Here is a 23493-nt window from a genome sequence, read left to right on the forward strand (position 1 = left end):
ATCCCGCCTGAGGATTAGCTGGGGAGGAGGATTGGGGCGTAGCTGGAATTGTGATCTCAGGCACTTTTTGACTCCCTTGCACCGATGCAAAAAAGCCCACCGCCGGGCGCGGCGAGCACTGAGAACGCTGTTCCTGACGTTAGCACAGTTATTCGCACTGCTGAAGTTTTGTCCATGGCGGGAAATGCGATCCCGGGCGATAGCGCGGCGAGCCGGCGCTAAACGTAAAAAAGTGTGATCGATAGCAATTTAACTCCAAGCCAATGCGGAAGCTTGTTGCAATACGTTTAACGTTGTCAGAAGTTAGGAGGGCTATTAATTACGAACCATAAAATAATTAGCTCCACTCCGATCCCGGCGGGAGTCGCGATGATATGAACTCCTTCGGGCTGGCCTTAGGCGGCGGGAACCGCGATTTTTACCCTGGAATACTATGCTGATCCCATCAAAACTGAGCCGCCCGGTACGGCTGCAAAATACCGTGATCCGCGATCGCCTGTTGGCCAAGCTGGCCAGCGCGGGCAACTATCGCCTGACACTGGTCAATTGCCCGGCGGGATACGGAAAAACCACGCTGGTCGCCCAGTGGGCGGCCGGGAAAACCGACCTCGGCTGGTATTCGCTGGACGAAAGCGACAACCAGCCGGAACGCTTCGCCAGCTATCTGATCGCCGCGCTGCAGCAGGCCAGCGGCGGCCACTGCGTGAAGAGCGAGGCGCTGAGCCAGAAGCATCAGTACGCCAGCCTGTCGGCGCTGTTCGCCCAGCTGTTTATCGAACTGTCCGACTGGCACCAGCCGCTGTACCTGGTGATTGACGACTACCATCTGATCACCAACGACGCCATCCACGAAGCGATGCGATTTTTCCTGCGCCATCAGCCGGAAAACCTGACGCTGCTCCTGCTGTCGCGCACCCTGCCGCCGCTCGGCATCGCCAACCTGCGGGTGCGCGATCAGCTGCTGGAAATGGGCACGCAGCAGTTGGCGTTCAATCACCAGGAAGCCAAGCAGTTCTTCGATTGCCGGCTGGCCGCGCCGCTGGAGCAGCACGACAGCAGCCGCCTGTGCGATGAGGTCGAAGGCTGGGCCACCGCCCTGCAGCTGATTGCGCTGTCGGCCCGTCAGTCCGCCTCTTCCGCCCAGCTGTCGGCCAAGCGGTTGGCGGGGCTGAACGCCAGCCATCTGTCGGACTACCTGGTGGACGAGGTGCTGGATCGCGTCGACGCCGAGGCGCGCGCCTTCCTGCTGCGCTGCTCGGTGCTGCGTTCGATGAACGACGCGCTGATCGTCCGCCTGACCGGCGAAGACAACGGCCAGCAGCGGCTGGAAGAGCTGGAGCGCCAGGGGCTGTTTATCCACCGCATGGACGACACCGGCGAATGGTTCTGTTTCCACCCGCTGTTCGCCACCTTCCTGCGCCAACGCTGCCAGTGGGAGCTGGCGCTGGAGCTGCCGGGGCTGCATCGCGCCGCCGCCGAAGGCTGGCTGGCGCTGGGCTATCCGACCGAGGCCATCCACCATGCGCTGGCGGCCAGCGACGTCAGCATGCTGCGCGACATCCTGCAACAGCACGCCTGGTCGCTGTTCCACCACAGCGAGCTGGCCCTGCTGGAAGAGTGCCTCAACGCCCTGCCGTATGAGTGCCTGATCCAAAATCCCAAGCTGGCGCTGCTGCAGGCCTGGCTGGCGCAGAGCCAGCACCGCTACGGCGAAGTGAATACCCTGCTCGAGCGCGCCGAACGAACGATGCGCGAGCAGAAGGTTGAAGTCGATCAGACGCTGCACGCCGAATTCGACGCCCTGCGCGCCCAGGTGGCGATCAACGCCGGCAAGCCGGAAGAAGCCGAGCGCCTGGCGACCGAAGCGCTGAAGTTCCTGCCGCTGTCCAGCTATTACAGCCGCATCGTCGCCACCTCGGTGACCGGCGAAGTGCATCACTGCAAAGGCGAGCTGGCGCGCGCGCTGCCGATGATGCAGCAGACCGAACAGATGGCGCGCCGCCACCAGACTTACCACTACGGGCTGTGGGCGCTGCTGCAGCAGAGCGAGATCCTGATCGCCCAGGGCTTTCTGCAGGCGGCCTACGAAACCCAGGACAAGGCGTTCGAGCTGGTGCGCGAGCAGCACCTGGAGCAGCTGCCGATGCACGAGTTCCTGCTGCGCATCCGCGCGCAGATCCTGTGGTCGTGGTCGCGGCTGGACGAAGCCGAAGACGCCGCGCGCGCCGGCCTGAAGATCCTCGCCAACTACCAGCCGCAGCAGCAGCTGCAGTGCATCGCCATGCTGGCCAAGTGTTCGCTGGCGCGCGGCGATCTGGACAACGCCAACGCCCATCTGCAGCGCTGCGAAGCGCTGTTGCACGGCGCGCAATACCACCGCGACTGGCTGACCAATACCGACAAATCGCGGGTGATCCACTGGCAGATGACCGGCGACGCCGCCGCCGCCGCCCAATGGCTGCGGCAGACCGAAAAGCCCGGCATGGCGGACAACCATTTTACCCAGGGCCAATGGCGCAATATCGCCCGGGTGCAAATCCTGCTCGGCCAGCATGACGAGGCAGGAGTGGTGCTGGACGAACTGAACGACAACGCCCGCCGGCTGCGGTTGATGAGCGATCTCAACCGCAACCTGCTGCTCAGCAACCAGCTGTTCTGGCAACAGGATCGCAAAGGCGAAGCGCAGCAGGCGCTGATCGAGGCGCTGTCGCTGGCGAATCGCACCGGTTTTATCAGCCACTTCGTTATCGAGGGCGAGGCGATGGCGCAGCAGCTGCGCCAGCTGATCCAGCTCAATACGCTGCCGGAGCTGGAGCAGCATCGCGCCCAGCGCATTCTGCGCGACATCAACCAGCATCACCGGCATAAATTCGCCCATTTTGACGAGAACTTCGTCGATAAGCTGCTGACTCACCCGCAGGTGCCGGAGCTTATTCGCACCAGCCCGCTGACCCAGCGCGAATGGCAGGTGCTGGGGCTGATCTATTCCGGCTACAGCAATGACCAGATCGCCGGCGAGCTGGACGTGGCGGCCACCACCATCAAAACCCATATCCGCAATCTGTACCAGAAGCTGGGGGTCGCCCATCGGCAGGAAGCGGTGCAGCAGGCGCAGCAATTGCTGAAAATGATGGGGTACGGCGCCTAAAAACCACAACCTTGCTCTGGTCTTAATTGCCGCAGAGTTGGTTACAATACCGGCGTCCCCCAATCACGAGGCAGTCAGCAGTATGGAACAGTTTGAAGCGATCAACGTTGAGCAGGCGCACAGCCGTTGGCAAGACGGCAGCGCCGCCCTGGTCGACATCCGCGATCCGCAAAGTTTTGAAGCCGGGCATACGCCGGGCGCCTTCCACCTCACCAACGCCAGCCTGCCGGCGTTCATGCAGCAGAACGATTTCGATCGCCCGGTGATGGTGATGTGCTACCACGGCAACAGCAGCCGCAGCGCGGCGCAATACCTGTTGCATCAAGGGTTTGACGCGGTATACAGCATCGACGGCGGCTTCGAGGCCTGGGCGCGCCAGTACCCGCAGGACGTTGAAACCTCCGCCTAATTTGGCCCGCCGATCGCCGGCGGGTTGCTTTTCTTCGCCGTCGGCCGGCGTTTTTACTGTTTTTCACCGATCCCTTGTTTGCGCTCAGGATTTCGACGCTATAATCGGCCGTCTGGGCCGTCGACGCCAAAGCGGCGGCTAAAATCATCCACTTAGACGGAAGAGCAATGGTTAGAGTAATCGCCGTATCCAACCCGCGCCTGGCGCTGGCCTTTGTCGACTATATGGCGACCCAGGGCATCCGGCTTGAGCTGCGCAACAGCGGCGAGGCGGCCGAAATCTGGCTGGCGGACGACAGCCGGCTGGAGCAGGTGCAACATGAGCTGCAGCAGTTTTTGGTCGATCCGCTTAACCGCCGCTACCAGGCCGCCAGCTGGCAGACCGGCCATACCGACGCCGGCCTGCACTACCAGAGCGAATCCTATCTGCACACCTTGCGCAGCAAGGCCGGGCCGCTGACGCTGAGCGTGATGGCGCTGTGCATTGCGGTGTATATCCTGATGCAGCTGCTCGGCGACGACGTGGTGATGTACTGGCTGTCATGGCCGCAGGACAGCAGCCAATACCTGCAGCTGTGGCGCTGGGTCAGCCATGCGTTTCTGCACTTCTCGCTGCTGCACATCGTCTTCAACCTGCTGTGGTGGTGGTACCTCGGCGGCCCGATGGAAAAACGCCTCGGCGCCGGCAAGCTGTTCGTGCTGGCGGTGGTGTCGGCGTTTTTCAGCGGCTGGGCGCAATCGCTGTTCAGCGGCGCGCTGTTCGGCGGCCTGTCCGGCGTGGTCTACGCGCTGATGGGCTACGCGTGGCTCTCGGGCGAACGCGCGCCGGAGCGCGGCCTGATGCTGCCGCGCGGCCTGATGGTGTTTTCGGTGCTGTGGCTGGTGGCCGGATATTTCGATATTTTAGGAATGTCGATCGCCAACGCGGCACACGTGGCCGGTTTAGTGTTAGGGTTATTGATGGCATTTTGGGACACGCGTCATCGCGCGCACAACGAACAATAACAGCCAGGACCTATGCCCACCGCAGGGTATACCGGGCGTTTTAGGGGATTATCGTGAAGCAAACACAGCGTCATGACGCAATTATCGAGCTGGTGCGCCTGCAGGGTTATGTCAGTACCGAAGAGCTGGTGGAACATTTTGACGTCAGCCCGCAAACCATTCGCCGCGATTTGAATGACCTGGCCGATCAGAACAAGATCCAGCGCCACCACGGCGGCGCCGCGCTGCCCTCCAGCTCGGTCAACGCCGCCTATAACGATCGCAAGGTAATGTGGTCGGAAGAGAAAGCCCGCATCGCCCAGCGCGTCGCCAGCCAGATCCCGGACGGCGCCACGCTGTTTATCGATATCGGTACCACGCCGGAAGCGGTGGCCCACGCGTTGATGAACCACAAGAATCTGCGCGTGGTGACCAACAACCTGAACGTCGCCACCCTGCTGACCGCCAAGGAAGACTTCCGTCTGATCCTGGCCGGCGGTGAAGTGCGCACCCGCGACGGCGGCATCATGGGTGAAGCCACGCTGGATTTCATCTCCCAGTTCCGGCTCGATTACGGCATTCTCGGCATCAGCGGCATCGACATGGACGGCTCGCTGCTCGAATTCGACTATCACGAAGTGCGCACCAAACGCGCAATTATCGAAAATTCCCGCTGCGTCATGCTGGTGACCGACCACTCCAAATTCGGCCGCAACGCCATGGTCAACCTGGGCAACATGAACCTGATCGACTACCTGTTCACCGACCAACTGCCGCCGCCCAGCGTGATGAAAATCATCGAACAGTACGACGTGCAGCTGGAGCTGTGCTGAGCCGGCCCCAACGCGTTCACTCCCCCGGGGCGCCGCCCGCCGCGCCCGTTTAACGCCTGCTTTTTCGCTGGGTTCAGCCTGCTGAACCCGCACTCGCCCGCGTCCATATCCCTCCTTTTTGTATAACTACTACCGGCAAACTGTTAGCTCTATCACGCCTAAATGTTTTTGTTTGGTTAAGTCTTGGCTTGTTTGTTGGTTTTTGATTACAATCATGAGCGAAAACGAACATGAAAGAGCTATTTCGAACATCTGGAGGAAGATGACGTGGAAACCAAAGACTTGATCGTTATCGGTGGCGGCATCAACGGTGCCGGCATCGCGGCGGATGCTGCCGGGCGCGGGCTATCGGTACTGCTACTGGAAGCGCAAGACTTGGCCTGTGCTACGTCTTCCGCCAGTTCCAAACTGATCCACGGCGGCCTGCGCTACCTGGAACACTATGAATTCCGTCTGGTGAGCGAAGCGCTGGCCGAACGCGAAGTGCTGCTGAAGTTGGCGCCGCACATCGCGTTCCCGATGCGTTTCCGCCTGCCGCATCAGCCGCACCTGCGTCCGGCCTGGATGATCCGCATCGGCCTGTTCCTGTACGATCACCTGGGCAAACGCACCAGCCTGCCGGGCAGCAAGAGTTTGCGCTTTGGACCAGAATCGGTGCTGAAGCCTGAACTGAAGCGCGGTTTCGAATATTCTGACTGCTGGGTCGACGACGCTCGCCTGGTGGTGCTGAACGCGCAGGAAGTGGAAAAACGCGGCGGCGAAGTGCGCACCCGCACCAAAGTCACCCGCGCATGGCGTGAAAACGGCCTGTGGATGGTGGAAGCGGTCGATATCGACAGCGGCAAAACCTTCACCTGGCGCGCCAAGGGCCTGGTGAACGCCACCGGCCCATGGGTGAAGAATTTCTTCGACGACGGCCTGAAGCTGAAATCGCCTTACGGCATCCGCCTGATCAAAGGCAGCCACATCGTGGTGCCGCGCGTGCATGACCAGCCGCAGTCCTACATTCTGCAGAACGAAGACCACCGCATCGTGTTCGTGATCCCGTGGAACGACGAGTTCTCCATCATCGGCACCACCGACGTGGAATACCACGGCGATCCGAAAGATGTGAAGATCGACGAGAACGAAATCAACTACCTGCTGAAGGTGTACAACGATCACTTCAAGAAGCAGCTGGGCCGCGACGATATCGTCTGGACCTACTCCGGCGTGCGTCCGCTGTGTGACGACGAGTCCGATTCGCCGCAGGCGGTGACCCGCGATTACACCCTGGACGTGCACGACGAGCAGGGCAAGGCGCCGCTGCTGTCGGTGTTCGGCGGCAAGCTGACCACCTACCGCAAGCTGGCTGAGCACGCGATGGAGAAGCTGGCGCACTACTACCCTGGCTGCGGCCCGGCGTGGACCAAAAACGGTTCGCTGCCCGGCGGCGACATCGGTGGCGATCGCGACGCCTACGCCGCCAGGCTGCGCCGCGAGCACGGCTGGTTGCCGGAATCCCTGGCGCGCCGCTATGCCCGCACCTACGGCAGCCACAGCGAGCTGATCCTGGCCGGCGCCAACGCCCTCAGCGATTTGGGTGAAGAGTTCGGCCACGGCCTGTACGAAGCCGAGCTGCGCTACCTGATCGAGAAAGAGTGGGTGGTGGAGCTGGACGACGCCATCTGGCGCCGCACCAAGCTGGGCATGTGGCTGGACGACGCGCAGCAGGCGCGGGTGAAGGCCTGGCTGGCGCAACACGCGAAAGCGAAAGCGCTGTCGCTGGCTTCCTGAGCCAACGCATAAGGAAAAGGCCGCTTGCGCGGCCTTTTTTATTACAGCTTGATCGGCTTGATGTGCCAGATTTCGTCCGCGTATTCCTGAATGGTGCGGTCGGAAGAGAAGTAGCCCATGTTGGCGATGTTCAGCACCGCCCGCCGCGTCCAGTCATCCTGATTGCGGTACACCTCATCCACCTTGTCCTGCGTGTCCACATAGCTGCGGTAGTCCGCCAGCAGCTGGTAGTGATCGCCCAGGTTCACCAGCGAGTCGAACAGGTTGCTGTAGCGCTTCGGTTCTTCCGGGCTGAACGCCCCGGTGGCGATTTGGGTCAGCGCCTGATGCAGCTCCGGATCCTGCTCATAGTAAAGATGCGGGTTGTAACCGTTGCGGCGCAGCGCCTCCACCTGTTCGGCGGTGTTGCCGAAGATAAAGATGTTCTCCTCCCCCACGTGTTCCAGCATCTCGACGTTGGCGCCGTCCAGCGTGCCGATGGTCAGCGCGCCGTTCAGGGCGAACTTCATATTGCTGGTGCCGGAAGCCTCGGTGCCCGCCAGCGAGATCTGTTCGGAGAGATCCGCCGCCGGAATGATGATCTGCGCCAGGCTGACGCCGTAGTTGGGAATAAACACCACCTTCAGCTGGGTATGCACCCGCGGATCGTTATTGATCACCTTGGCCACGTCGTTGATCAACCGAATGATCTGCTTGGCGGCGTAGTATGCCGAGGCCGCCTTGCCGGCGAAGATCACCACCCGCGGCACCCGTTCGATTTCCGGCTCCTGCAGCAGGCGGTTGTACAGCGTGATCACGTGCAGCACGTTGAGCAGCTGTCGCTTGTACTCGTGGATGCGCTTGATCTGCACGTCGAACAGCGCGTCCGGATTGACCACCACGTTGAGCGTCTTGGCGATATAGGCCGCCAGCCGCTCCTTGTTCTGCCGCTTGGCGGCCTGCACCGCCTGCAGGAAGCTCGGGTAGTCGACGTTGGCCTTGATTTCGCTCAGCTGGCTGAGATCGGTGCGCCAGGTCTGGCCGATGCTGTCGTCCAGCACCGCCGCCAGCGGCCGGTTGGCCAGCCCCAGCCAGCGGCGTGGCGTTACGCCGTTGGTTTTATTGCAGAAACGATTGGGGAACAGCCGGGCGAAGTCGGCGAACAGCGACTGCACCATCAGCTCGGAATGCAGGGCGGACACGCCGTTGACCTTGTGGCTGGCCACTACCGCCAGCCACGCCATGCGCACCCGCCGGCCGTTGGTTTCGTCGATGATCGACACCCGCGCCAGCAGATCGTTGTCGCCCGGCGCCACCTCCTGCACCTGCTTGAGGAAGTGGTCGTTGATCTCGAAAATCAGCTGCAGGTGACGCGGCAAAATGCGGCCGATCATGTCCAGCGGCCAGGTCTCCAGCGCCTCGCTCATCAGCGTGTGGTTGGTGTAAGAGAACACCTGCTCCACCACCGCCCAGGCGTCGAGCCAGCTGAACTTGTGTTCGTCGATCAGCCGGTGCATCAGCTCCGGAATCGACAGCACCGGGTGCGTGTCATTGAGGTGAATGGCGATCTTGTCCGCCAGGTTGTCGAAGGTCTTGTGCATCGTCCAGTGGCGGTTGAGGATATCCTGCACCGTGGCCGACACCAGGAAATACTCCTGCCGCAGCCGCAGCTCGCGCCCGGAATAGGTCGAGTCGTCCGGGTACAGCACGCGCGATACGTTTTCCGAGTGGTTTTTATCCTCAACCGCCGCAAAGTAGTCGCCCTGATTGAATTTGCCCAGGTTGATTTCGTTACTGGCCTGCGCGCTCCACAGCCGCAGGGTATTGGTCGCGTCGGTGTCGAAGCCGGGGATCACCTGATCGTAAGCGATGGCCACCACCTCCTCGGTTTCCAGCCAGCGCGCCTTGGCGCCCTCCAGCTGCACCCGGCCGCCGAAGCGCACCTTGTAGCGGGTGTTATGGCGCGGAAACTCCCAGGGGTTGCCGTACTCCAGCCAATAATCCGGCGATTCCATCTGCTGGCCGTTGACGATGTTCTGCTTGAACATGCCGTATTCGTAGCGAATGCCATAACCGCGCCCCGGCAGCGCCAGCGTGGCCAGCGAATCGAGGAAGCAGGCGGCCAATCGGCCCAGGCCGCCGTTGCCGAGGCCGGGATCGTTCTCCTCTTCCAGCAGCTCGGCCAGGCTCAGCCCCATCTCGTTCAGCGCGTCGTCGATATCCTGATAAATGCCCATCGACAACAGCGCGTTCGACAGGGTGCGGCCAATCAGAAATTCCATCGACAGGTAATACACCTGCCGCACATCCTGTGACAGCTGGGCGCGGTTGGAACGCAGCCAGCGCTCCACCATGCGGTCGCGCACCGCGAACAGCACGGCGTTCAGCCAGTCATGCTGATTGGCGATGGCCGGGTCCTTGCCGACGATGAACATCAGCTTGTAGGCGATGGAGTGTTTCAGCGCTTCAACACTGACCGTGGGTGAGGTGTAACTAATCGGTGAAGTCATAGCTTTTCGATCCCAAGTGCGTGGTTACAACAAGCGTTGATATACCCAAAATAATTGGCGCTGCATCAAGGCGGCAAGGGAACTTATCCCGATGAACTTACTTCAGTAAGTGATTCGGGTAAGTGAGTGCAGCCAACACCGAGGCAGCGTCAAATATGACGGGAATAAAGTGACAGATAAGCCTTTGCCGCTATCTGCCAGCCAAAGTCCACGCCCATGGCGTGGCGCTGGACGTGACGCCAGTGTTTAGGCCTGCTCCACAGCACCATCGCGCGCCGGATAGCGTTACCCAGGGCGGTGGCGTCACAATCGTCAAACACAAATCCGCTGGCGGTGCCGTCGGCCAGGTTCTCCAGCGCGCAGTCCACCACCGTATCCGCCAGCCCGCCGGTGCGCCGCACCAGCGGCAGCGTGCCGTATTTCAAACCGTAGAGCTGGGTCAGGCCGCAGGGCTCAAAGCGGCTCGGCACCAGGATCACGTCGGCGCCGCCGATGATGCGGTGCGAGAACGCTTCGTGGTAACCGATCTGCACCCCGACCTGCTCCGGATAGTCGGCGGCGGCGGCCAGAAACGCCTGCTGCAGCACCGCGTCGCCGGCCCCCAGCAACGCCAGCTGGCCGCCCTGCTCCAGCAGCGCCGGCAGCGCCTCCAGCACCAGATCCAATCCTTTTTGGCTGGTCAGGCGGCTCACTACCGCAAACACCGGCAGCGATTCGTCCACCTTCAGCCCCATCGCTTTCTGCAGGTGCAGCTTGTTTTTCACCTTGTTTTTCAAATCGTCGGCGTCGTAGCGCGCGGTCAGCCGCGGATCCTGGGCCGGGTCCCAAATCTTGTCGTCCACGCCGTTGAGAATGCCGCTCAGCCGCCCCTGGCGCTGGCGTTCCTGCAACAGCCCCTCCATGCCGTAGCCGAACTCCGGCCGGGTGATCTCGCGGGCATAGGTCGGGCTGACGGCGGTGACGTGATCGGCATAGAACAGCCCCGCCTTGAGGAACGACATCTGGCCGTAAAACTCCAGCCCGTAGAGGTTGTAGAACGACGGCGGCAGCCACAGCTCGGCGACGTGATGGGCCGAGAACAGCCCCTGATAGGCCAGGTTGTGCACGGTGAACACCGAACGCGCCGGGTGGCCGTTGGCCGCCAGGTAGGCGCAGGCCAGCCCGGCGTGCCAGTCGTGGGCGTGCACCACCTGCGGCCGCCAGTAACGATCCAGCCCCTTGGCCAGCTCGCAGGCCATCCAGCCCAGCAGCGCAAAGCGGCGGTGGTTGTCGGCGTAGGCGTACATCGATTGATCGTGGTACGGGCTGCCCGGCCGGTCATACAGCCAGGGGGCGTCGATCAGATACACCCCCACGCCGTGATAGCTGCCGTAGCGCAGGCCGACCCGGCCGGCGAACGAATCGATTTCCGCCACCGGCACGGTGTCGGGTATGCCGTTGCGTACGTCAGGAAAAGCGGGCAATAACACCCGAACGTCGGCGCCTTCGGCAATTTGCGCCGCCGGCAAGGCACCCACCACGTCTGCGAGCCCACCCGTTTTCAGCAGGGGGAACATTTCAGAACATACGTGTAAAACCTGCATTATCACTCCTGAAAGTCGGCCAAAGGCCTCTGGATAAGAAATAAGGCAGGCTTGCCGCCGTGTTAATCCCGCGTTGCGCAAGCCAGCGAAACGTTCATCCGGCGGCAGGTTATCGTTCTGCCGCCCAGGTTAACTCACAACTTTGACAACATTTCGCGCGTCACCAGCACAATGCCGCCTTCCGAACGATAAAAACGCTTGCTGTCTTCGTCGGCGTTTTCACCGATCACCATGCCTTCGGGGATATGGCAGGCGCGGTCGATGATGCAGCGCCGCAGGCGGCAAGAGCGGCCGACGTTCACGTCCGGCAGCAATACGGTAGAGTCGATGGTGCAGAACGAGTTCACCCGCACCCGCGGGAACAGCACCGAATGCACCACCACCGAACCGGAGACGATGCAGCCGCCGGACACCAGCGAGTTCATGGTCATGCCGTGGCTGCCGGAACGGTCCTGCACGAACTTGGCCGGCGGCAGCGGCTCCATATGGGTGCGGATCGGCCAGGCGCGGTCATACATGTCCAGCTCCGGCGTCACCGAGGCCAGATCGAGGTTGGCGCGCCAATAGGCTTCCAGCGTGCCCACGTCGCGCCAGTACGGCGGCAGGTCGGGGTTGGACGTGACGCAGGACAGGGTGAACGGGTGCGCCCACGCCGCCTTCTGGGCGGTGATTTTCGGCAGCAGATCCTTGCCGAAGTCGTGGGTGGAACCGGGGGTCGACATATCCTCTTCCAACAGCCTGAACAGGTAATCGGCGTTGAAAATGTAGATGCCCATGCTGGCCAGCGACATGTCCGGGTTGCCCGGCATCGCCGGCGGATTGGCGGGCTTTTCCAGGAACTCGAGGATCAGGTCGTTTTCGTCCACGTTCATCACGCCGAATTCGCTGGCCTCGTTGCGCGGCACCGGCAGGCAGGCGACGGTGCACTGCGCGCCCTTTTCGACGTGGTCGATCAGCATGCGCGAGTAATCCATCTTGTAGATGTGGTCGCCCGCCAGGATCACCACGTACTCGGCCTCGTAGCGGCGGATGATGTCCAGGTTCTGGTACACCGCATCCGCCGTGCCCTTGTACCAATGCTCGGTGCTGAGGCGCTGCTGGGCCGGCAGCAGGTCGACGAACTCATTCATTTCTTCGTTGAGGAACGACCAGCCGCGTTGGATGTGCTGCACCAGGGTGTGCGATTGGTATTGCGTGATCACGCCGATGCGGCGGATACCCGAGTTCAGGCAGTTGGACAGGGCGAAATCGATGATGCGGAACTTGCCGCCAAAGTGTACGGCAGGCTTGGCGCGGGTTGAGGTTAAATCTTTCAGGCGCGAACCGCGGCCGCCGGCCAGGATCAGGGCAACGGACTTGATCGGCAGTTGGCGCGCCAACATCAGGGGGTCGTTATTTTCAAACCTAACCATAGCTGACTCCTTTTATTATTTCCGTACCAGCACGCAAAGCGAGTGCGCGGCCTGGTGCCAGGCGGGTAAAACCGCCCGCGAGTCTTCCTGAATAAAGGGGGCGACAACCTGCCAGTCGCCGTCGGGCAACCTCATCTCCGCCGCCTGCGGCGTGGCGTTAATCACCAGCAGCCAGCGTTGCGAAAGAAGGATCTGCAGCTGCAGATCGCCCTGCTCCCACTGCTGCGCATCGGGCGGCTGCCCCTGCGCATTCAGCCACCGCACGCTGCCGTCGCCGTCCTGCCACCAGCGGTCCTGCCGCAGCGCGGGGATCTGCCGGCGCAGGCGAATCAGCGCGGCGGCGTAAGCGGTAAGGGAGTCGTCCGCCGTGGCCCAGTCGAGCCAGGTGGTGGCGTTGTCCTGACAATAGGCATTGTTGTTCCCCTGCTGGCTATGTCCATGTTCGTCGCCGGCCAGCAGCATCGGCGTTCCCTGGGACAGTAACAGCGTGGCGAGCAGCGCCCGCTGGCTGGCCCTGCGGCGTTGCACAATGGCGTCGTCGGCCGTCGGGCCTTCAACGCCGTGGTTGTTGCTGAAATTGCGTTCGCTACCGTCGCGGTTGCCTTCGCCGTTCGGCTGGTTGTGTTTTTGATTGAAACTGACCAGGTCCTGCAGGGTGAAGCCGTCGTGCGCGGTCAGCATGTTGATGGCGGCGTAAGGCGCCCGCCCGCGTTGGTTGAACAGGTCGCTGGAGGCGGCGAAACGCCGGGCGAACTGGCCGAGCGAGACTTCCCCCTGCAGCCAGAAGCCGCGCATATCGTCCCGATAACGGTCGTTCCATTCGGCGAAGCGGCCGGGAAACGCCCCCACCTGATAGCCGCCGGGGCCGATGTCCCAAGGCTCGGCGATCAGCTTGCAGCGCGACAGCAGGTCGTCCGCCAGCATCGCCTGGAACAGCGGCGCCTCGCGATCGAACGCCGGCGTGCGGCCGAGCACGCTGCCCAAATCGAAGCGGAAGCCGTCGACGTGGCACTCTTTTACCCAGAAGCGCAGGCAGTCCATCACCCAGGCAACGCCCTGCGGGCTATCCAGCCGCAGCGTATTGCCGCAGCCGGTATCGTTGACGTAGTCCCCGTCGGGCGTCAGCCAGTAATAGCCCGGGTTGTCGATACCGCGCAGCGACAGCGTCGGCCCATCGAGATCCAGCTCGGCGCTGTGGTTGAACACCACGTCGAGGATCACCTCGATGCCGGCCTTATGCAGCGCCTTGACCGCGTCGCGAAACTCACCCAGCGGCGTGCTCCCGGTGCGCAGGCTGGCGTAGCGGTTATCCGGCGCATAGGGCGCCAGCACGTTATAGCCCCAGTAGTTGATCAGCCCGAGCCGCTGCAGGCGCGGTTCAGAGGTGTGCTGCTGCACCGGCAACAGCTCCAGCGCGGTGATGCCGAGGCGTTTGAAATAGGCGATCATCACCGGATGGCCGAGGGCGGCGAAGCTGCCGCGCAGCGCCGGCGGGATGTCCGGATGCAGCAGCGTCAGGCCGCGCACGTGCGCCTCGTAGATCACCGTTTGCCCCCAGGGGGTCGCGGGCGGGCGATCGTCCTGCCAGTCATAGCGCTCGTCGACCACCACGCACTTCGGCATCAGCTCCGCGCTGTCGTGCGCGTCCGGCCGGTCGTAACCGCCGTGCAGCTGCGGATGGTCCGCCACCGGCCCTTCGACCGCGCGCGCGGCGGGATCCAGCAGCAGTTTTTCGGGGTTGCAGCGCAGGCCCCGCGCCGGATCAAACGGGCCATGAACCCGATAACCGTAGCGCTGGCCCGGTTTGCCTCCCGGCAGGTAGCCGTGCCAAACGTCGCCGCTGCGCGCCGGCAGCGGCAGCCGCACTTCGCGCCGTTGGCCGTCGAACAGGCACAGCTCCACCCGCTCCGCGCAGGCGGAATACAGGCTAAAGTTGACGCCGTTGCCGTCGTAATGCGCCCCCAGCGGCGCGGCGAGGCCGGGCTTCAGCTCCGTCATTGCGCCTCCCGCAGCAGGTAGATGGTCGCCAGCGGCGGCACCGTCACGCTGATGGAGTATTCGCGGCCGTGGCTGCCGACCTGCTCGGACTCGACCCTCCCCTGATTGCCGGCGTTGCTGCCGTGATAGTGATGCGAATCGGTGTTGAGGATCTCCCGATAGCCGCCGGAACGGGAGATGCCGATGCGATAGTGATGACGCGGCACCGGCGTAAAGTTGCTGACGGCGATCAGCTCATTGCCCTGCGAGTCGTAGCGGGCGAAGGCGAACACCGAATTGTCGTGATCGTCGACCACCAGCCACTCGAAGCCGTCGGGGCAGTAATCCCGCTCATACAGCGGCGCCTGCTGCTGATAGCAGCGGTTCAGATCGCGCACCAGCCTTTGCACGCCGTTATGCCAGTTGTCCAGCCCTTCCAGCAGGTGCCAGTCGAGGCTGGTATCGAAATTCCACTCGCGCCCCTGGGCGAACTCGCAGCCCATAAACAGCAGCTTCTTGCCGGGGTGCGCCCACATAAAGCCGTAGTAGGCGCGCAGGTTGGCGAACTTTTGCCAGGCGTCGCCGGGCATGCGATCGAGAATCGACTTCTTGCCGTGCACCACTTCATCGTGCGAGATCGGCAGCACAAAGTTCTCGGTGTAGGCGTACAGCATGCCGAAGGTCATCTGGTTATGGTGATATTTGCGGTGCACCGGATCGCATTTCATGTAGTTGAGGGTGTCGTGCATCCAGCCCAGGTTCCATTTGTAGTGGAAACCCAGTCCGTTGGCGTCCGGCGGCAGCGTCACGCCGGGATAATCGGTGGATTCCTCCGCCAGCGTCACCGCGCCGGGCCGCTCTTTGCCGAGGGTCTGATTGGTGTAGCGCAGGAAGGAGATGGCCTCCAGATTCTCGTTGCCGCCGTAGTAGTTCGGCACCCATTCGCCGTCGGCGCGGCTGTAGTCGCGGTAGATCATCGAGGCCACCGCATCGACCCGCAGCGCATCGATGCCAAAGCGCTCCAGCCAATACAGCGCATTGCCCGCCAGGTAGTTGCGCACCTCATGGCGGCCATAGTTGTAGATCAGCGTGTTCCAGTCCTGGTGGAAACCCTCGCGCGGATCGGCGTACTCGTACAGCGCGGTGCCGTCGAAGTTCGCCAGCCCGTAGGCGTCGCTGGGAAAATGCCCCGGCACCCAGTCGAGGATCACGTTGATGCCGGCCTGGTGCGCCGCCGCCACGAAGGCTTTGAAGTCGGCCGGGGTGCCGAAGCGCCGGGTCGGCGCATACAGCCCCAGCGGCTGGTAGCCCCAGCTGCCGTCGAACGGGTGTTCGTTGATCGGCAGCAGCTCGATATGGGTGAAGCCCATGTCCTTGACGTAGGCGATCAGCTGCGCCGCCAGCTCGCCGTAGCTGAGCCAGAAGTGATCGTCGGTATGGCGCCGCCACGAGCCGAGATGCACCTCGTAGATGGAAATCGGCCGATCGAAATCATTGGCGCGCCGACGTTCCGGCGTCTGTTCGACCACCTCCGGCAACGGCGCCACCAACGAGGCGGTATCCGGGCGCATCTGCGCCTCGAAGGCGTAAGGGTCGGCCTTCAGCTGGGTGTTGCCGTAGCAGTCGATGATTTCATACTTGTACAGCTGGCCGGCCTGCACGCCGGGCAAGAACAGCTCCCAGATGCCGTTTTCACGGCGGCGGCGCATCGGATGGCGGCGGCCGTCCCAGAAATTGAACTCCCCCACCACCGAAACGCGTTGGGCGTTGGGCGCCCAGACCGCAAAGCTGACGCCGTCGACGCCGTCCAGCGTCGCCAGATGGGCGCCCAGCCGCTCATAGGGGCGCAAATGGGTGCCCTCCGCCAGCAGCCAGCTGTCGATATCCTGCAATAAGGGGCCAAAACGGTAGGGATCTTCGACGATCTGTTGGTGATCGCGCCAGCTGACCTGCAGCTGGTAGCGGAAAGGCGTTTTGCGGCGCGGCACCGCGGCGCTGAAGAAGCCGCGCGGGTCATCGCAGCGTAGCTGCACCAGCCGGCGGCCGGTCTGCTGATCCACCAGCCACACCTCGGTGGCGTCCGGCAGCAGCGCGCGCACCTGCAGGCCGTTATCGGCCGCATGCATGCCAAGCAGAGCGAAGGGGTCGGCGTAATGGCCGGAGATAAGCTGATCAATCACGTCACGATCGGGAAGTACAGGCATAGTCTTCTTCCTTAGATTAACAGCATGATCTATAAGAATCGGCCGGTTGATTGATCCATGGCCGTTTTGGTTATCATGCAATTCATTCGGTATCTAAAGCGTGATTGCGGTCGGTTATTGACCAATCTTTGACTTCCCGACCTGAATTTCGCTCTTTATGCTTATTTTTAAGGGGCTATCAGCGCTGGTGAAAATTTATCCGCCAGTGCTTTAAGCATAGCCAATGTCCGTTAAAAGCAGCGCAGCATTGCCAAGGAAAATTCTTCATTAAGAAAACTGCCAGCCTGACGGCGTCTTTGCGCTGTCGCCGACGGGGAAAAATGCGGGTTACCGGTAGGCGAAGCCCTGCTTTCAGCCACTTTGTCCATAGCGCGGCATGAGCGACAAAAAGGTGAAAAATAGGGCTTTAGGGGGCTGAAAGAGGCCAGCCCCCGGGAAGTTCAGTTCAGTTTACAGCAGGATACGCAGCATGCGGCGCAACGGCTCGGCCGCGCCCCACAACAGCTGGTCGCCCACGGTGAACGCCGACAGATATTCCGGCCCCATATTCAGCTTGCGCAAACGGCCGACCGGCGTATTCAGCGTGCCGGTTACCGCCGCCGGCGTCAGTTCGCGCATCGTCAGCTCGCGGTCGTTCGGGATCACCCGCACCCAGTCGTTGTGCGTCGCCAGCATTTGTTCGATTTCCGGCAGCGAAACGTCTTTTTTCAGCTTCAGCGTAAAGGCCTGGCTGTGGCAGCGCAGCGCGCCGACGCGCACGCACAGGCCGTCGACAGGGATCACGCTGGACGTATTCAGGATCTTGTTGGTTTCCGCCTGGCCCTTCCACTCTTCGCGGCTCTGGCCGTTATCGAGCGCCTTGTCGATCCAGGGGATCAGGCTGCCGGCCAGCGGCACGCCGAAGTTGTCGGTCGGCAGCTTGCCGCTGCGGGTGGCCGCGGTCACCTTGCGCTCGATGTCCAAAATGGCCGAGGCCGGGTCCTGCAGCTCTTTCGCCACGTCGGCGTGCAGCATGCCCATTTGGGTCAGCAGTTCGCGCATGTGGCGCGCGCCGCCGCCGGAGGCCGCCTGATAGGTGGCGACCGACGCCCACTCCACCAAATCGTTGGCGAACAGGCCGCCGAGCGACATCAGCATCAGGCTGACGGTGCAGTTGCCGCCGACGAAGGTCTTGATGCCGTTATCCAGCCCCTGCTGAATCACCGCATGGTTGACCGGATCCAGGATGATGATCGCGTCATTCTGCATGCGCAGCGAAGACGCCGCGTCAATCCAGTACCCCTGCCAGCCGCTTTCACGCAGCTTGGGGTAAATTTCGTTGGTATAATCTCCGCCCTGGCAGGTAATAATGATGTCGAGCGCGCTCAGCGCGTCGACGTCATAGGCATCCTGCAGGGTGCCCTGCGGCTGGCCGCCGAAGGCCGGCGCTGCGGCGCCGTGCTGCGAGGTGGAGAAAAAGACCGGGCGAATGGCGTCAAAATCGCGCTCTTCCGTCATGCGTTGCATGAGGACCGAGCCGACCATTCCGCGCCAACCGATGAAACCAACGTTTTTCATAATGACTGTGTCCTGCCTTGGGGATGGCTATTAGATGATGAAAATGGTGTGCAATATCTCTTCACCTTACAAAATGTCGGCGCGGGCGCAAAGTGAATTTATTCGATGGCTGGGCATTTCTCAGCAATCCTTCTTATATACCCGTCGTCTTTCAAACTGCAACGTTGTTACCTGCACGATCTTACCCCAGTCACTTACTTGAGTAAGCTCCTGGGGATGCGATCGCTGGGCGCCTAGCTGCAATTTGAAATCCATAGGGTATAGGCAAGGACGCGGCCTGAACGGCCGACGTGTATTTTAAATCCCGAGGTCACCATGACAGAGATGATTTCAGCCACGGTACTGCTGTTTTTAATTATGGATCCGCTGGGCAACCTGCCGATATTCATGTCGGTGCTCAAGCACCTGGAGCCGCGCCGCCGGCGGGTGGTGCTGATCCGCGAGCTGGTGATCGCCCTGCTGCTGATGCTGATTTTCCTGTTTGCCGGCGAGAAGATCCTGGCGTTCCTCAACCTGCGCACCGAGACCGTCTCCATCTCCGGCGGCATCATCCTGTTCCTGATCGCCATCAAGATGATTTTCCCCTCTCAGGAAGGCAACAGCTCCGGGCTGTCCGCCGGCGAAGAGCCGTTTCTGGTGCCCTTGGCGATCCCGCTGGTGGCCGGCCCGTCGATTCTGGCGGCGCTGATGCTGCTGTCGCACCAGTACCCGAACCAGCTGTCTCATCTGGTGGTGGCGCTGTTGATCGCCTGGGGAATTTCCGCGGCTATCCTGCTGATGTCGAATCTGTTCCTGCGCCTGCTGGGCAGCAAGGGCGTCAGCGCGCTGGAAAGGTTGATGGGGTTGATTCTGGTGATGCTGTCGACCCAGATGTTCCTGGACGGCGTGCGGGCTTACATGAAGCTGTAGGCGCCAGAGCGGCGCCGGCAGATGGCCCGCGATTAACGGGCCGCAACGCGCTGAATATAGGCGACGGTGTCGGCAACCACGCCGTCCAGCGGCTGGTTGATGTCGATCGCCTGCACGTCCGGTTCCTGCGAACCCGGCTCTTCCAGGGTGGCGAACTGGGAAACCAGCATCTGCGGCTTGAAGAAATGGCCCTTGCGCTGCTTCAGACGCTCTTCAATCACCGCCTTATCCCCTTTCAGGTAGATGAAATGCAGGTTGCTGTTGCCCTCGCGCAGGCGGTCGCGGTAGCTCTTTTTCAGCGCCGAACACACCAGCAGCGAAACCCCGTTGGTACGCTGCATGGCGAAGATGGCGTCGTTCAACGCCGCCAGCCAGGGCGCGCGGTCGTTGTCGTCCAGCGCGTGCCCGGCGGCCATTTTGTTGATGTTGGCCCGCGGGTGCAGGTAGTCGCCGTCCAGCATGGCGGCATTGACGTCATGGGCGACGGCGCTGGCCACGGCGGATTTGCCGCTGCCTGAAACCCCCATCAAGATAAATACGTGATTCTGCGGATTACTCATAATGTCATGCCCTTATGGAGTCTAATGCGCGTCCTGGCGGCGGGTCAGGCTGCCGACGTCATCAAATGCGCCCCAACTGATGAAAATGCTCAATAAATGCCGTAACGGGGTCCGGCGCCAGACGCGGCGCCGGACGGGGTAGCGATTATACGACCGTCGCCAACAGCAGGCAGCCCACCAGGCCGCACACCGAGATGATGGTTTCCAGCACCGACCAGGATTTGATGGTCTCCATGATGCTCAGGTTGAAATACTCCTTGAACAGCCAGAAGCCCGGATCGTTGACGTGAGAGAAAATCACGCTGCCGGAACCGACCGCAATCACCATCAGCTCAGGGCTGACGCCGGTGGTGGCGATCAGAGGCGCCACGATGCCGCCGGCGGTGATCGCCGCCACGGTGGCGGAACCCAGCGCCAGACGCAGCGCGGCGGCGATCGACCAGGCCATCAGGATCGGCGAAACGTTGCTGCCCGCCATCAGGCCGGCGATGTATTGCTCTACGCCGCTGTCGACCAGCACCTGTTTGAACGCGCCGCCGCCGCCGATGATCAACAGCATCATGGCGATGATTTTAATCGAGTCGGTGATGGTGCCCATCACTTCATCCATGCTGCGACCGCGGTTCAGGCCGAAGGTGAAGATAGCGATCAGCACCGCAATCAGCGTCGCCATCACCGGATCGCCGAAGAATTCGGCGAAGCGCAGCAGGCTATGGCCCTTTGGCAGCACCATTTCGGCTACCGCGCGCAGCGCCATCAGGATCACCGGCACCAGAGAGGTGGCGACGCTGATGCCGAAGCTGGGCATTTCCGCTTCGGTGAAGATTTTTGGGTTATACAGGCCTTCCGGCACCGGCTTGTCGATGCCTTTCAGGAAGCGGGCATAGACCGGGCCGGCCAGGATCACCGTGGGGATAGCCAACAGCGTGCCGTACAGCAGGGTTTTCCCCATGTCGGCATGGAAGATGGTGGCGATCGCCGTTGGGCCAGGGTGCGGCGGCAGGAAACCGTGGGTGACCGACAGCGCGGCCGCCATCGGCACGCCGACGTACAGCAGCGGTACCCGCGCAGAAGCCGCAATGCTGAATACCAGCGGCAGCAGCAGCACGAACCCGACCTCATAGAACAGGGCGAAACCGACGGTAAAGCCGGTCAGCACCACCGCCCATTGAATGTATTTTTGACCGAACTTGTCGATCAGCGTGGTGGCGATGCGCTGAGCGCCGCCGCAGTCCGCCAGCAGCTTGCCGAGCATGGCGCCGAAGCCCATGATCAGCGCCAGGCTGCCCAGCGTGCCGCCAACCCCGGCCTTGATGGAGCCGATCACTTTATCGACCGGCATACCCTGCGCGATGCCGACCGCCAGCGCGACCAGCACCAGAGAGATAAAGCCGTTCAGCTTAAAGCGGATCATCAGCAGCAGCAGCAGCGCTACGCCGCCTGCAACAATCACTAATGGCATAATTTTTCTCCAACCTTTTTATCGCAGTCTCACTTTACAATAGGCCGTAAAGCGTGCGGTTGTTGTATTTTTAGGCTCTTTCCCGGTGTGATAAGGCGAGCTGTAGGTGTTGTTGAGTCAGAGGTCTCATCTTGCTGCAAGATAACCGCATGCTCGTTGTTACCGGTATCATGATACCGGTAACAGAACGAACAGCGGAACCGGGTCAAGGGCTAAAATTCCCGTTCTGGGATAGAGATCAAACTTATGCAGGTAACGGAAGCGTGGCGTACAGGGGGGAAAGGCGGCGCGCCGAACGGCGCGAGTCTGGAATAAATAGTTCTAAAACAAACCGTTGAAACCGATCAGATGCTGCCGCCGGGGATCACGGTGAAGCCGACGTCCACCATGCGCGGGCAGACGGTTTCGCCGCGCAGCCGGGCCAGCAGGCGTTCGGCGCCGATTTGCCCCATGCGCTCACGCGGCGTCAGCACGCTGGCCAGCTTCGGCACCATCACCTGGCCGATATCATGGCCGTGGAAACCGGCGATCGCCATCTCATGAGGAATAGACAGCCCCTGGCGCTGGCACTCGAAGGCCGCGCCGATCGCCAGGTCATCGTTGGTGCAGAAGATGCTGTCGATCTGCGGGTAGTCGCGCTGCGCCTGGCGCAGCAGTTCGCCGCCGGCGGAATAGGAGGAAGAGCGCGCGGTCATGATGCTGTACGGCTCCAGGCCGGACTCGCGCATCGCCTGTTCGTAACCCTGCTGTTTGATAATGGTACGTTCATCCTGACGGGCGCCGAAGTACACCAGGTGACGATGGCCGTGGGCGATGATCTGTTGCGTCATCTGCCGCGCCGCCTCGAAGTTGTTGAACCCCACCGCCAGATCGATGCACGGCGAGACGCAGTCCATCAGCTCCACCACGGGAATGCCCGCCACCTCAATCATCTTCAGGGTGCGCGGCGTGTGGTGGCGCTCCGACAGGATCAGGCCGTCGATATTGTAGGACAGCAGCGAGGTCAGGCGTTCTTCTTCACGCTCCGGCAAATAGCCGTAGTGCGCCAGCATGGTCTGGTAGTTGTGCGCGTCGGTCACGCTTTCGATGCCGCGCAGCACCTCGGCGAACACCTGGTTGGTCAGCGACGGCAACAGCACGCCGATCGCCCGGCTGGTGGCGTTGGAAAGAATGTCCGGCGCACGGTTGGGGATATAACCCAGCTCATCCAGCGCGACGGCGATTTTTTGCTGCAAGGCGACAGAAACCTGGTCGGGGTTACGCAAATAACGGCTCACCGTCATCTTGGTAACGCCTACCTGGTCTGCAACATCCTGGAGTACCGGCCGTTTTTTCTTCATTATCAATGAACTGGCTAACCGTGAATGGGCGGTCATTTTAGCAAAAAAAACGGCGGGCTGATATTGCTGGTTATCCGGCGACGAAAAGCAACAAGGGCTCACGCCGTGAGCCCTTGATATTTACCGCTTAATTATACCGGCGGCAGATCGAACAGCAGGATTTCGCTCTCTTCGTCGGCCCGGATCGACAACGCCGCTTCATCCCACACCGCGAAGGCGTCGCTGGTGCCGGCCGGCTGGCCGTTCACCGTCACCTTGCCGCGCACCACCTGGATCCACACCCGGCGGCCGGCAGCGATCGGGCATTCCGCCTGCTCGCCCTGGTTCAACGCCCAGCGCGACAGCGTCATGTCCTGGAACACCTTCAGCGAGCCGTCGCGCGCATCCGGCGACAGCACCAGCTGGCGGCCCTGCGGCGCGTCGAACATGCGCTGCTCGTAGCGCGGTTCCAGCCCGACCTGATCCGGGATGATCCAAATCTGGTACAGGTGCAGCGGACGATCGCTGTTGCCGTTGTACTCGGAGTGACGCACCCCGGTACCGGCGCTCATGATCTGGAACTCACCGGCGTGGATCTGCTCCTTGTTGCCCATGCTGTCCTGGTGCTCCACCGTGCCGCTCAGCACATAGGTCAGGATCTCCATGTCTTTATGCGGATGCGTGCCGAAGCCCTGCCCCGCGTCGATCACGTCTTCGTTGATCACCCGCAGCGCCGAGAACCCCATAAAGTCAGGATCATAGTAGTTGGCGAATGAGAAGGTGTGCCAGCTGTCCAGCCAACCATGATTGGCATGACCGCGGTCTTCTGCTTTGCGTACGTAAATCATATTCAACTCTCCTCAATGTTTTCT

At 61.8% G+C, this 23493-nt stretch carries 16 protein-coding genes; 6 read left to right on the plus strand and 10 right to left on the minus strand.

Annotated elements, in window-relative coordinates; genetic code table 11:
- Nucleotides 1-433: 433 nt before the first annotated feature.
- The 5 genes from malT (at nt 434) to glpD (ending at nt 7149) form a co-directional block, all read left to right on the plus strand.
- On the plus strand, nt 434-3148 hold the full coding sequence (gene malT, locus CKW09_RS22995; protein ID WP_095099696.1) for an HTH-type transcriptional regulator MalT: 2715 nt from the start codon (nt 434-436) through the stop codon (nt 3146-3148).
- A gap of 82 nt (nt 3149-3230) precedes the next feature.
- Nucleotides 3231-3557, plus strand: coding sequence for a thiosulfate sulfurtransferase GlpE (gene glpE, locus CKW09_RS23000; RefSeq protein ID WP_061799007.1), 327 nt, complete (start codon nt 3231-3233; stop codon nt 3555-3557).
- Nucleotides 3558-3724: 167 nt separating this feature from the next.
- A complete protein-coding gene (glpG, locus tag CKW09_RS23005; RefSeq protein ID WP_061799009.1) occupies nt 3725-4561 on the plus strand; it encodes a rhomboid family intramembrane serine protease GlpG in 837 nt (278 codons plus the stop codon).
- A gap of 53 nt (nt 4562-4614) precedes the next feature.
- Nucleotides 4615-5373, plus strand: a complete 759-nt coding sequence (locus tag CKW09_RS23010) for a DeoR/GlpR family transcriptional regulator (RefSeq protein WP_004930797.1) — start codon at nt 4615-4617, stop codon at nt 5371-5373.
- Nucleotides 5374-5640: 267 nt separating this feature from the next.
- Complete coding sequence (gene glpD, locus CKW09_RS23015) at nt 5641-7149, plus strand: glycerol-3-phosphate dehydrogenase (RefSeq protein ID WP_061799011.1); 1509 nt, start codon at nt 5641-5643, stop codon at nt 7147-7149.
- Between the two features lie 41 nt (nt 7150-7190).
- Here the strand turns inward: glpD and glgP are convergent, their stop codons facing one another.
- The 6 genes from glgP to asd all read right to left on the minus strand — a co-directional run bounded on the left by glgP (nt 7191) and on the right by asd (nt 18371).
- Nucleotides 7191-9638 (minus strand): glycogen phosphorylase, encoded by a 2448-nt coding sequence (gene glgP, locus CKW09_RS23020; protein ID WP_095099699.1) that lies wholly within the window; start codon nt 9636-9638, stop codon nt 7191-7193.
- Nucleotides 9639-9787: 149 nt separating this feature from the next.
- On the minus strand, nt 9788-11221 hold the full coding sequence (glgA, locus tag CKW09_RS23025; RefSeq protein ID WP_061800622.1) for a glycogen synthase GlgA: 1434 nt from the start codon (nt 11219-11221) through the stop codon (nt 9788-9790).
- A 134-nt stretch (nt 11222-11355) separates the two neighbouring features.
- The gene (gene glgC / locus CKW09_RS23030; RefSeq protein ID WP_061800620.1) at nt 11356-12633 is read right to left on the minus strand and encodes a glucose-1-phosphate adenylyltransferase; all 1278 of its coding nucleotides are present in this window, start codon (nt 12631-12633) and stop codon (nt 11356-11358) included.
- 15 nt (nt 12634-12648) lie between these two features.
- On the minus strand, nt 12649-14631 hold the full coding sequence (gene glgX, locus CKW09_RS23035; protein ID WP_095099701.1) for a glycogen debranching protein GlgX: 1983 nt from the start codon (nt 14629-14631) through the stop codon (nt 12649-12651).
- Nucleotides 14628-16814 (minus strand): 1,4-alpha-glucan branching enzyme, encoded by a 2187-nt coding sequence (gene glgB / locus CKW09_RS23040; RefSeq protein ID WP_095099704.1) that lies wholly within the window; start codon nt 16812-16814, stop codon nt 14628-14630. The genes glgX and glgB overlap by 4 nt, the downstream gene beginning before the upstream one ends.
- Nucleotides 16815-17264: 450 nt before the next feature.
- Complete coding sequence (asd, locus tag CKW09_RS23045) at nt 17265-18371, minus strand: aspartate-semialdehyde dehydrogenase (RefSeq protein ID WP_061800614.1); 1107 nt, start codon at nt 18369-18371, stop codon at nt 17265-17267.
- Between the two features lie 315 nt (nt 18372-18686).
- Between asd and CKW09_RS23055 the strand changes: the two genes are divergently transcribed.
- The gene (locus tag CKW09_RS23055) at nt 18687-19280 is read left to right on the plus strand and encodes a YhgN family NAAT transporter (protein ID WP_061800612.1); all 594 of its coding nucleotides are present in this window, start codon (nt 18687-18689) and stop codon (nt 19278-19280) included.
- Between the two features lie 32 nt (nt 19281-19312).
- Here CKW09_RS23055 and gntK read toward each other — a convergent pair whose 3' ends face one another.
- The 4 genes from gntK to CKW09_RS23075 form a co-directional block, all read right to left on the minus strand.
- Nucleotides 19313-19840, minus strand: a complete 528-nt coding sequence (gntK, locus tag CKW09_RS23060) for a gluconokinase (protein WP_061800609.1) — start codon at nt 19838-19840, stop codon at nt 19313-19315.
- A 145-nt stretch (nt 19841-19985) separates the two neighbouring features.
- Nucleotides 19986-21302 (minus strand): gluconate transporter, encoded by a 1317-nt coding sequence (gntT, locus tag CKW09_RS23065; RefSeq protein ID WP_095099710.1) that lies wholly within the window; start codon nt 21300-21302, stop codon nt 19986-19988.
- A gap of 344 nt (nt 21303-21646) precedes the next feature.
- On the minus strand, nt 21647-22642 hold the full coding sequence (gene gntR, locus CKW09_RS23070; RefSeq protein WP_061800604.1) for a gluconate operon transcriptional repressor GntR: 996 nt from the start codon (nt 22640-22642) through the stop codon (nt 21647-21649).
- 131 nt (nt 22643-22773) lie between these two features.
- The gene (locus CKW09_RS23075) at nt 22774-23469 is read right to left on the minus strand and encodes a pirin family protein (protein WP_061800602.1); all 696 of its coding nucleotides are present in this window, start codon (nt 23467-23469) and stop codon (nt 22774-22776) included.
- Nucleotides 23470-23493 lie beyond the last annotated feature (24 nt).

Source organism: Serratia ficaria (assembly GCF_900187015.1).
GTDB lineage: Bacteria > Pseudomonadota > Gammaproteobacteria > Enterobacterales > Enterobacteriaceae > Serratia > Serratia ficaria.